Genomic DNA, 10046 nt, shown 5'->3' on the forward strand with positions numbered 1-10046 from the left:
ACTGATGTACAAACTCTTTTGGTAATGGCTTTGGTGGGCACTGCTGTTTTCGGTAGTGCAGTCTCTCTTTCCGCAGATATAATTGGCGATTTCAAAATAGGTATCTATTGCGGTACTAAACCTTACAATTTAATCAAAGGCGAGCTTACTGGCTTAGTGCCTGGCGCTTTTATTGCAGTTACTGCAGCTACTATTTTCTCGATAGGGCTAGCAAAAGGAGAATTACAGCTAGTTGCACCTCAGGCAAAGGCTTTTGCAGGCTTTTCGCTAGCTTTAATGGGTGGCGCAGCACCTTGGAATTTGATTATTCTAGGATTCTTTACAGGTATATTTATAGAAATAATTACTGGGATGGGCACTTCTTTTGGATTGGGCTTGTACTTCCCACTGCCTGTATCACTAACTATTTTGCTTGGAGGCGCAATGCGCAATTTATGGGAGGCTAAATGGCTAAAGCCTAAAGCAGAAGCTGAAGGATGGGATGATAGAACAAAAACGATGAAATTAATAGATAGCTATATTATCTGTATAGGGCTTGTTGTAGGAGAAGCTTTACTAGGAACAATTGTAGCTATATATGTTATGTGCTTCTAGAATATCGGCAAATATAACTTGCCGCCACATTTAGGGCAAATTTAGAGTTAACGGAAGGTATAGTTCGCCACCGCATTTTGGACAGATATCGTTTTTAGTATATTCTTTATAGCAGATAGGACATATTGTTATTTTGCATTTTTTGCATTCTCTATAGCGAATATAAATTTTTATATTCCAATAAAAGATTATCTTAAAAGGGGCTGTGGGGTAGCTTGGTCTATCCTTGGGCGCTTGGGACGCTCAGACTCCAGTTCGAATCTGGGCAGCCCCATAACTTTTTGCTCGAATTTCGTGCAGAGAGTTTAAGATAAGTAGGAGAGCTTCAAAAAATGACGTCTCTAGGTATAGACCTCGCTGGAAAAGAAAAAAACAAAACTGGCATTTGTATTTTGGATGGTAATGTACCAAAGACCTTCGTTCTTCACACTGACAGCGAGATTATAGAGTGTGTCAAGGCAACGAAACCGGATATTGTAGCTATAGACGCGCCTTTCTTGCTAAAGCCCAAAATTAGGAAATGCGATCGCGAGCTCAAGAAGTACGGTGCTTTTGCACCTATAATGAAGAGCATGCATGAGTTATCGAAAAGAGGTTATCTCCTTGCAAAGGAATTAGAAAAACTTAACTTTAAAGTTATAGAAGTATTTCCAACTGCGAGCGCGAAAATTTTAGGGATTTATAGTAAAGATCTTGCTGTCGCAAAGAGAAATCTTTCTGAGCTTGGTTTAATATTAAAAAATGAAATTTTTACAAAGCACGAGCTTGATGCTATAATCTCTGCTTATACCGGCGCGCTTTACTTGAGAAATCTGACTGAAGATGTGGGCGACGCTGTGGAAGGAACTATAGTAATACCTAAAATGAAAAAATTATTATTCTAGTTGCTGTTATTCATCTTGATAAAAAAATGTTCTGCCCTAACTGCAAATCTTTAATGTATCCTTACCAAGGCAAACTTAAATGCAAGAAGTGCCAGACTGAGAAAGAGATTGAGAGCAGTATTATCGTGGGCACGCCGCCAAGAGAGAGCGAGCTGAAAATTATTGAAAAGAGAGAAGATACTTTGCCTAGGACAAGAATAGAATGTCCGGAATGCAATAACAAAGAAGCTCACTGGGTAATTAAGCAGATAAGAGGCGGTGACGAGCCTGAAACTAAATTTTATATCTGTACTAGATGTAGGTACGTATGGCGAGAAGAATAAGTCCTAAAGTATCTGACTAGTATAATACAACTTAGGTTTTTTAAATATTATATCCTAATTAAAATATTAATGGTCTTAAGACTGAAAAATTCGTCTAAATACAAGCCTATAGCAGAATTTTCCAATGGTAAGCTTATTATAAAATGTAAAGACTGCTCTAATTATAACAACGATAACTCAAAGCTTGGAAGCATTTGTATTAAATGTATATTACAGCAGCTTTGTGAGAAGCCCAACCCCGAGAGAATAGTTTTGAGTCACTACATAGAGCGCGAGTATTTCGGCGCTAGCGTGTCAATACTTAAAGCACTTGCTACTTTAAGATCAGAGCTCTATCGATTTTCGTTAAGCGGTAAATGCTCTAAAGAATGCTCTAAATGCTATCTTAACCCTCAAAAATTTTTTAATTTTCTGGCTGAGCTTTTAGACAAGGATTTTCATAAGTTCTGGAATTTTGTAGTTAGTAACTTAAAATTAGAGCATTCATATAAAGGGGGCTGCGTTGCATGCAGAGTTAATACGTTAAAGAATCTAGAATATATAGCTAAGAAATTCGAAGGAATTGCCAGAGCTATAAAATTAGAAGCTTTACAATCAGAAGAACCTCAAGAAAAATTCGAATTTTATGTGCTTGAAAAAGGTATCTCAAAAATACTCAGTAATAATCAATTATACAAACCAAGCTTTTCACCTTTCTGGCTAGAGACAGCACTCACTAGCAACTCAGAGCTTGTTGCAGAATATCAGCTGAACGGCTCTAAAGTAGCACTTTATAGCAGTGCTAATGAAACTGAAGATTTTTACTATGTAACTCCTTCTGAATACGAGCTTCCTCTAGAGCATGTAAAGCTTATAGAGCTTGCCAAAGCTCAGCTATCTTTAGAACTTCCTGATGATTTGGAACTATCTTTTGAAAGTGCTAGAAACTATATTGAGAAAGCTGGTACAGAGCTTATTTACAAACTTGCTAAAGAGCTCGACATCAAACTTGGTAATATTGATGGGGAATCGCTAGAAAATGCTAAAGAGCTTGCTACTATACTTGCAAAATATACTGCCGGGTTGGGAATTTTAGAAATATTTCTTAATGATCCAAACGTTCAAGATGTGTACATTGATGCGCCTGTAGAAGAGAGCAGAATATATCTAGTTTTAAGCAGTTGTAATCCTAAATTGCGCAGTAAATTTCAAACTAATATAAGATTGACTTACTCAGAGGCAGAAAGTTTACTATCTCGATTCAGAGCTGTTGCAGGAAGACCTTTTTCAGAGAGTTTCCCAGTGCTAGAATGCGATTTAAGTACCTACGAGACAAGGGTTACAGCGCTAGGTAAGCCGCTCTCACCTAAAGGCTTGGCTTTTGCGCTAAGACGGCATTCTTCAGAGCCTTGGAATCTATTGAAATTAATTCATAACAAAACAATTTCTAGTTTAGGCGCTGCCCTCTTGTCTTTTCTAATCGATGCTAGGTCAGCAATTCTTATTGCAGGTAGCAGAGGCTCCGGTAAGACCTCTATGCTAGCTTCGCTACTGTTCGAATTCCCTACCTCTACAAGAATTCTTACAATTGAAGATACTCTTGAGCTGCCAATAGCTAAGTTCAAAATGCTAGGCTATAAAATACAATCGCTTCTCACAAGAGGCACAATATCAGCAACCTCAGAGCTAGATGCAGAGAAAGCACTAAAAGTAGCTTTGAGACTGGGCGAAAGTGCAATAGTTATAGGTGAAGTTAGAGGTAATGAAGCTAAAACTCTTTACGAATCTATGCGTACAGGCACTGCAGGTAGCTCTGTTCTAGGAACTATCCATGGCAATAATGCAGAAACAGTTTTTCAGAGAGTAGTTTACGATTTGGGAATTTCACCCTACTCTTTTAGCGCTACAGATATCGTTGTTGTAATGGGACTTATAAGACCGCACGGCAGTCAGCGCTATTTTCGTAGAGTAGTGCAAATTGCTGAGCTCTCTAAACGCGAGTCTGAAAAAGGCGTGTTCTACGATCTAATGGTCTACGACTTTAAAAAAGACGAGCTTGTAGCTACAGAATACTTCAAAAAATCAGAAAAACTGAGCGAGCTTGCTAAATTGTGGGGTATGAGCAGCGAGGAAGTATTTCAGAATATCAATGCAAGAGCTGAAATACGTAAAATTTTAGTAGAGTGTGCAGAGGTTGCTAAAAACTATCGGTTGCTAACGCCTCAAATAGTAGTAGCTTCGAACAACAAATTTTGGAATTTAATTGAGAGTAACGTTGGTAAGAAAATAAATTACAGCGAACTTGTAAAAGAGTGGAAAGATTGGTTTAAGAGCAATTTAGAATATGCATAATCAAAACAACTGGTATGTAAAAGGCTGTAAAGCAGTAGCTAGAATTTTAAGAGCTAGATTTAAGAAAATCCGATCACATATTAATTCTCAATCGAGATATTATAAGCTTAAAGAAGCACTTAAATTCGCTAATATGCAGTTGGAGCCTGCTGATGTGCTGCTGTTCTCTTGTTTTATAAGTTTAATCTTATGCTTAAGCTCAGTTACAATATTTGCAGCTCTATATTTTCTCATTCCTTTAAGTCAAAATATTCTATTATTCCTATTGCCTTTTGTAATGGTCATTCTATTGGCTATTGCAGCGTATTTAGCTAACTATCCTAAATATTATGCGGAGCAATTGAAACTCAAGAGCTTTGGCAAACTTCCTGAGGCTATAAATTATCTTGGCGTAGGTATGCAAATTTCACCACAACTAGAAAGCGCAGTTAAGCTTGCAGCTGATAATACAGAAGAGCCTTTAGGTAGCGCATTAAAAAAAATGCTTTGGAACGTATATGTTCGGAAGCATGCTAACATAGAAGATTCTATGGTGAATTTTGCAAACGAGCACGATTGCGGTGACGAGTTCAAGCAAGCTTTGTATATTATAAGGAGTGCAGAACTTGAAAGTAGCGAAAGCGGTAGAGAAAGGTGCATTGAGAAAGCTTCAGAACTTGTTATTACAAGTACCAAATCTAAAATTGACAGTTTTGCTGATTCTCTTACAGCGCCTACAATGGTGCTTTTTTCAATTGGTATTTTACTCCCTATGATACTCAGCGCGATGCTACCACTCCTTACTATAGGAGGACTAAAACTCACAGTTCTAGAAATCTCAGTACTTCTGCTTTTTGTATTCCCTTGCTTTACAGCCTGTTATGCACGCCATATTTTGAGTAAAAGGCCTGGCACTCTGGGGCTCTCTACAATACCTAATAGTCTCACTAAAATTAGAATTCTCGTAATTACGATAGTTGCTTTAGCAATTGCATGTGCAATATTTTTTTCAGGCTACATCCTTAGCCTGATTTTCCACATCCAAAATATAATGTTGCTTTTTACTATCGTTGGAATTGGAACTAGCCTAGGAGTTTGGCTTATAGCTAAGGTAAAAGCTCAGAAAGAGGAACGTGATAAGCTTAGAAAACTAGAGGAAGAGCTTCCTGATGTGCTGTTCGTACTAGGAAACAGGATCGCAGAAAATCAGCCTTTAGAGAAAGTGCTGAAAGATACTTCTCAACTGCTTGGTAACAAGTGCAGCTCCGACCTCCTAACTAAAATCTGCTATAGAATTAATTTAGAACGTGCATCTCTTGACAAAGTGCTTTTTGGTAAATGTGGCATTCTAGAGAATCATCCTTCAAGAATGGTAAAAACAGCATTTAGAGCTTTAGTTAAAACTACAGAAAAAGATAATCTTTCTGCAGGTCGTAGCTTAGTAAGAATTTCAAACTATCTTAGAGCTTTGAAAAAGGTAGAAAACGATATAAGGAGCAAATTAGGCTCTGCTATAAATATGATGCTTGCTACAGCCCTTTACTTTGCACCTCTTATTTTAGGTATAACCTCTGCACTTTATCAAAATCTACTGAATGCGTTAGTAAGCGTAAGTGGGGCGGAGAATTTAAATATGGGCGCTTTAGGGCTAACTAATACTGCTATTTCCTCAGATATATTCACTCTTATAGTGGGGCTCTACTTGATAATACTTGTAGTAATTATAGTGTATTTCTGCTCAGGAATACTTTATGACACAGATAGTATTGAAAGGGATTATCAGACAGGTAAAATCCTACCAAAAGCTACATTCATATTCGCATGCTCTGCAATTTTAGGTCAGTGGATAATAGCAATTTGAAAAACCTTGCAGTCCAAAAAGCTAATAAAGTAGATTTAGCTTTATTAATAATCAGCCCCGTAGTGTAGCGGTCAATCATACAAGGCTCTGGCCAGAAGCCTTTTCTTTGCTGGAAAGAAAAGTCTTCAGGGAACCAGCTCTGTAGAGATACCTTGGGACGGAGGTTCGAAAGAAGCCCTTTTCTTTTTTAAAAAAAAAGAAAAGCCCTTCAGGGGAAATTCGGATGAATCTTCGATTCATCCTCTCTCCAAATTTCCTTTGGAAATTTGTCGAAGAAAGGGAACTTTTCTCTTTCTTTCCCTTTTTAAGAGAAAGAAAGGCTTCCGTAAATCCTCCCGGGGCTATTTAAGATATTTTTCTACCTTTTCGCCAACTTCTTTTGGCTCTATAACCTCTTTTTTAGGTAGTTTAGGCCTAGCTTTTAAAATATTTCTTGTGACTTTAGCGCTAGAAATGCTCACCCCGACAATACAGATAGAAATAAATATGTAGTTGGAGAAAGGTATGAAAGCGCATAAATAAAAAAGCCATGCCAATATCCAAAGCGGCGTGTAGAGCTTCTCGCCTCTGAAATACTTTCTTGAATAAAAGCATAACGAAAGCGACAAAGCAGTACATGCCACTAGAACAATAAATCCACCAAACGGCGAAAGCGCAGCAACATTAACTAAGTGCAAATCGTTTTTTATCGATGAATATATTAGTATCTCTCTAGTTACAAGCCTAAAATGTAATAGTAGCAGCTCAGAACTCTCAACACCGTGCTCAGAATCTATGTTGATATTTACGTCTGCGAGCGTAGGAATATTAGCCTCAGGAAAATCTCTCAAAAATTTTAGAGGTTTAAGCTCAAGTACTTTCAAATACACATCACCTGAAAAGCCTAATCCTTCAGAATAATTTACAAAACTGATTCTTTTAACAATATTTTCACAGCCCAGTACAAGCTCTACAAAATCTTCAGCTGAATCTGTAGTGTTAAATTTGTCTCTAATAAAACTACCAAACTCTCCATAAACAATTTCAGGGATACTTTTCCAGATATTTTCGCACTCCTTACGCCAATTGTCACGGGTAATTGTACTCCGAGCTTTTTCCTGCTGTTTTGCGCCAGAGCCTATATAAAACTCAAAACTTGCTTCCCGCCCTGTATAAATACTTAACTTAAGAAAGATTGCAGTCTTTTCTGAAAATGCTTTATGTTCTACGCTTGTAAACTGTAGTAGAGTCGAGCCAATCAAAATTAGCAGTATCGAGAAAACTAAGGCACCTTTTCTTAATTTCATTTACCCCATTTAGCTCTTTTCATTAAATTAGGGTCCAGCTTTATAGCCCTTTCATAGCATCTAGTACCTTCTTGAAGTTTGCCTTGATAGATGAGCGCTAAACCTTTACAATACCAGCTAGCTGCAATACTATTATCTATAGCCAAAGCTTCATCAAAGCACTTTACAGCCTCGCTGTATTTGCTAAGCTTGTAAAGAGCTATTCCTTTATTATGCCAAGCTTCTTTGTTGGCTCTATCAAGTTTTGTCACTAAATTAAAATATTCCAAAGCTCTATTATAGTCTACGACTGCAAGAGCTGCATTTCCTAATGTCAAATAGCTCTCTGTGCCAAGCGCTTCTTCGCCAAACTGCATTATTGCATCTTTTAATTTTGAACTTAAATTTTCAACTGCTTTTCTTTGAGTTTGGTCCAGCCTTACGTAAGTGTCTAGCTCGAATATTCTAGGAAGTGCTAGCACTGAGATATCTTGCTTCAGCGCTTTATCCAAATCTTCTTTTGTCATTAGTGTTACTTCTTTTTTCTCTTTAACCGGCACTTCTACAGTCTTCCAGCATTTTGAGCATACGGTAGCATAGTCAGGCACAGCTGCTTTACAATAAGGGCATGTTCTCATACTTTCACAGCTATAAATTGTTTTTCCACTATATCAAAATTATTATATCTTGTAAAATTCGAGTCCAGGCGTAGGCTTGAGTTTAATTTCGTATTCTAAAGGTATTGAGAGCTTGCTTGAGGTTTTTGACTTCTCTACGAAAAGTATTCTTCGATACTCTTTTTTATAAGCCTCTACACCTTTTCCCCAGCCTGTAACCTTAAGCTCTATTACTGTATCGAATAAAGGCTTTAGTCTATCAATGTATTCTTCTGTGTGGAATATCCCTTCAACAAGGTAAAGAGAGGTCCTTTTGGCAGACTCATATAACTTCTTCTCGCTTACCAAATGCTCGTAAATCTCGTTTTCGCCAGAGCGTAGTATCGAAGAAGTGAAAGAAATCACAATATTGAAGACATCTCCTTGTGGTACTAGCTCGCGGAGCTTCTCCACATACTGAGAAGCGAAAGTAGTTAAATCAAACTCCTTTACTCCGAGTGTAATTGGCGCTATTTCTAAACTTGAAAAATCTAAAAAATGTAGTTTACCTTCGCTATGCGGTATTGTTAAATCAACTCCGTAATCTTTTGCAAGGCTGATAATCTGTGAAGGAGTGGCAGAGAAGCAGTCTATAAGTCCTATATCTCCGAGCTCGAGTCGTTTTTTCAATAGTAATATACAGAAGACATCGCCCCAGCATCCATGCCTTCCCAAAAAGCCTCCCCGCTCTATTATTAGATTCGTACTGCCCTTAATCAGTCCTCCGCCTAAATACTCATCCAATATATCGTAGCCTGTAGAGATTAAATCCATTGTACATGTAATAAAACTACGAGGTCATAAATTTTAATATTCCGCAGTGTTCTCTTTCTATTACCAATTCTATAATGGATGTGGGCGTGTGGCCTAGCTTGGATAGGGCGGCAGCCTCCTAAGCTGTAAGTCAGGGGTTCAAATCCCCTCACGCCCGTAAAAAAATCAATAGAAAAAATATTTTAGTGTTTCAGCCTATTTCAAATTCATGAAGAAAATATCAAGATTGATTTTGGCTTTGGATGAAACAGAAGGCAAGAAAGCGTTAGAGATTGCAAAAAAGCTCAGCGCTGTTGTAGACGCAATTAAGCTAGGCTATCCTCTTGTATTGAGCTCTGGTATCAATATAATAAAAGAAATTTCCAAACTAACATACGTTCTCTGCGATTTCAAAATTGCAGATATACCAAATACTAATCTGTTAATAATGAAGCAAGCATTTGATAAAGGCGCCGGTGGCATAATAGTACATGGATTTGTTGGTACAGACTCTGTGAAAGCTTGCACTGAAGGAGCTAAACTAATAGGAAAAGATGTTTTTATAGTGACTGAAATGTCTAATGAAGGAGCGCTACAGTATCTTAAGCCTATTTCTAACGAGCTTGCAAAGCTTGCTGTAAAATTAGGCGCTACAGGTATAATAGCTCCTGGTAATAGACCTGACAGGATAAGAGAGCTTCGCTCAATAGTAGGCTCTTTGCTAATTCTATGCCCAGGCATTGGAGCACAAGGCGGCGACGCAAAAAGCGCAATTAGTGCAGGCGCTGACTATGTAATTGTAGGTAGGAGTATTTATTTAGCCGATGATCCTAAGAAAGCAGCAATTGAAATTATAAATGAAATTAAAGGAAGTTCGCAAGTCGCAACACAGTAACTAAAGCAATTCCAGATCGTAATCAAGCAATTCTTTATCCTTCATTTTATAAATCCTTAAAGCTAATTTTTCATCTTTTACCATCCCAATCTTTCTATCTATCTCTCCCTTTACACCAACCTTTAATTTTATCTTTATTTTTTTATTATCTTTGATAAATTCAGCTTCTGCTTTTCTTTCATCCTCAACTTTTATATTGCCCTTGCCTAAAGTGCATGAAGAAGAATACTGGATACCGTCAATAATGCAAGAGAGTGGCTTTACCAAGCCTGTTTTTACAGCGCAATGAAGACCTTTTCCTTTGCCCAATTGCTCGCATGCCAGCGCACCCATTTTAAAGCCTACAACTACATAAGGACCTAAGTGGCCATGGAACTCTTTTAGATTTTTAAGTTTCGAATTGAGCATGTTAATAAATCCTCTTTCTAAATTAAATATTTTCACTTAAATTCAGCAGATAGATTCAACTAAAAAGCTAGTCAAGAAGAACTTCGTCGCTGAGTTT

At 37.6% G+C, this 10046-nt stretch carries 10 protein-coding genes and 2 tRNA genes; 8 read left to right on the top strand and 4 right to left on the bottom strand.

What is annotated here, in order from left to right; translation table 11 throughout:
- The 6 genes from QMD21_04825 to QMD21_04850 all read left to right on the top strand — a co-directional run.
- On the top strand, positions 1 to 594 hold a 594-nt coding region (locus QMD21_04825; protein MDI6856088.1), incomplete at its 5' end, for an OPT/YSL family transporter.
- Positions 595 to 793: 199 nt separating this feature from the next.
- Positions 794 to 868, top strand: a tRNA-Pro gene (locus QMD21_04830).
- A gap of 58 nt (positions 869 to 926) precedes the next feature.
- Complete coding sequence (locus QMD21_04835) at positions 927 to 1478, top strand: DUF429 domain-containing protein (GenBank protein MDI6856089.1); 552 nt, start codon at positions 927 to 929, stop codon at positions 1476 to 1478.
- A 26-nt stretch (positions 1479 to 1504) separates the two neighbouring features.
- Positions 1505 to 1801, top strand: coding sequence for a transcription factor S (locus QMD21_04840; protein ID MDI6856090.1), 297 nt, complete (start codon positions 1505 to 1507; stop codon positions 1799 to 1801).
- A gap of 69 nt (positions 1802 to 1870) precedes the next feature.
- Positions 1871 to 4132, top strand: coding sequence for a type II/IV secretion system ATPase subunit (locus tag QMD21_04845; protein ID MDI6856091.1), 2262 nt, complete (start codon positions 1871 to 1873; stop codon positions 4130 to 4132).
- Entirely contained in the window at positions 4125 to 5972 is a 1848-nt protein-coding gene (locus QMD21_04850; protein MDI6856092.1) for a hypothetical protein, read from the top strand. The genes QMD21_04845 and QMD21_04850 overlap by 8 nt, the downstream gene beginning before the upstream one ends.
- A gap of 341 nt (positions 5973 to 6313) precedes the next feature.
- On the opposite strand, the gene QMD21_04855 is transcribed toward QMD21_04850, so the two are convergent.
- The 3 genes from QMD21_04855 to QMD21_04865 are packed head-to-tail and all read right to left on the bottom strand — an operon-like array spanning position 6314 to position 8667.
- On the bottom strand, positions 6314 to 7258 hold the full coding sequence (locus tag QMD21_04855) for a hypothetical protein (protein MDI6856093.1): 945 nt from the start codon (positions 7256 to 7258) through the stop codon (positions 6314 to 6316).
- Positions 7255 to 7875 (bottom strand): tetratricopeptide repeat protein, encoded by a 621-nt coding sequence (locus tag QMD21_04860; GenBank protein MDI6856094.1) that lies wholly within the window; start codon positions 7873 to 7875, stop codon positions 7255 to 7257. The genes QMD21_04855 and QMD21_04860 overlap by 4 nt, the downstream gene beginning before the upstream one ends.
- Before the next feature lie 42 nt (positions 7876 to 7917).
- Entirely contained in the window at positions 7918 to 8667 is a 750-nt protein-coding gene (locus QMD21_04865) for a hypothetical protein (protein ID MDI6856095.1), read from the bottom strand.
- Between the two features lie 82 nt (positions 8668 to 8749).
- Here QMD21_04865 and QMD21_04870 point away from each other — a divergent pair.
- Positions 8750 to 8824 (top strand) — tRNA-Arg (locus tag QMD21_04870).
- A 51-nt stretch (positions 8825 to 8875) separates the two neighbouring features.
- On the top strand, positions 8876 to 9541 hold the full coding sequence (gene pyrF / locus QMD21_04875; protein ID MDI6856096.1) for an orotidine-5'-phosphate decarboxylase: 666 nt from the start codon (positions 8876 to 8878) through the stop codon (positions 9539 to 9541).
- Here the strand turns inward: pyrF and QMD21_04880 are convergent, their stop codons facing one another.
- A complete protein-coding gene (locus tag QMD21_04880) occupies positions 9542 to 9985 on the bottom strand; it encodes a formylmethanofuran dehydrogenase subunit E family protein (GenBank protein ID MDI6856097.1) in 444 nt (147 codons plus the stop codon). It lies immediately after the preceding gene.
- Between the last annotated feature and the right edge of the window lie 61 nt (positions 9986 to 10046).

Source organism: Candidatus Thermoplasmatota archaeon, assembly GCA_030018475.1.
Classification (GTDB): domain Archaea; phylum Thermoplasmatota; class JASEFT01; order JASEFT01; family JASEFT01; genus JASEFT01.

What these genes read in the sequence shown, in the direction of transcription:
- QMD21_04845 (MDI6856091.1), top strand. Translation starts at nt 1,871, where the DNA reads ATGGTCTTAAGACTGAAAAATTCGTCTAAATACAAGCCTATAGCAGAA.
- QMD21_04855 (MDI6856093.1), bottom strand. Translation starts at nt 7,258, where the DNA reads ATGAAATTAAGAAAAGGTGCCTTAGTTTTCTCGATACTGCTAATTTTG.
- QMD21_04850 (MDI6856092.1), top strand. Translation starts at nt 4,125, where the DNA reads ATGCATAATCAAAACAACTGGTATGTAAAAGGCTGTAAAGCAGTAGCT.
- QMD21_04835 (MDI6856089.1), top strand. Translation starts at nt 927, where the DNA reads ATGACGTCTCTAGGTATAGACCTCGCTGGAAAAGAAAAAAACAAAACT.
- QMD21_04860 (MDI6856094.1), bottom strand. Translation starts at nt 7,875, where the DNA reads ATGAGAACATGCCCTTATTGTAAAGCAGCTGTGCCTGACTATGCTACC.
- QMD21_04840 (MDI6856090.1), top strand. Translation starts at nt 1,505, where the DNA reads ATGTTCTGCCCTAACTGCAAATCTTTAATGTATCCTTACCAAGGCAAA.
- pyrF (MDI6856096.1), top strand. Translation starts at nt 8,876, where the DNA reads ATGAAGAAAATATCAAGATTGATTTTGGCTTTGGATGAAACAGAAGGC.
- QMD21_04865 (MDI6856095.1), bottom strand. Translation starts at nt 8,667, where the DNA reads ATGGATTTAATCTCTACAGGCTACGATATATTGGATGAGTATTTAGGC.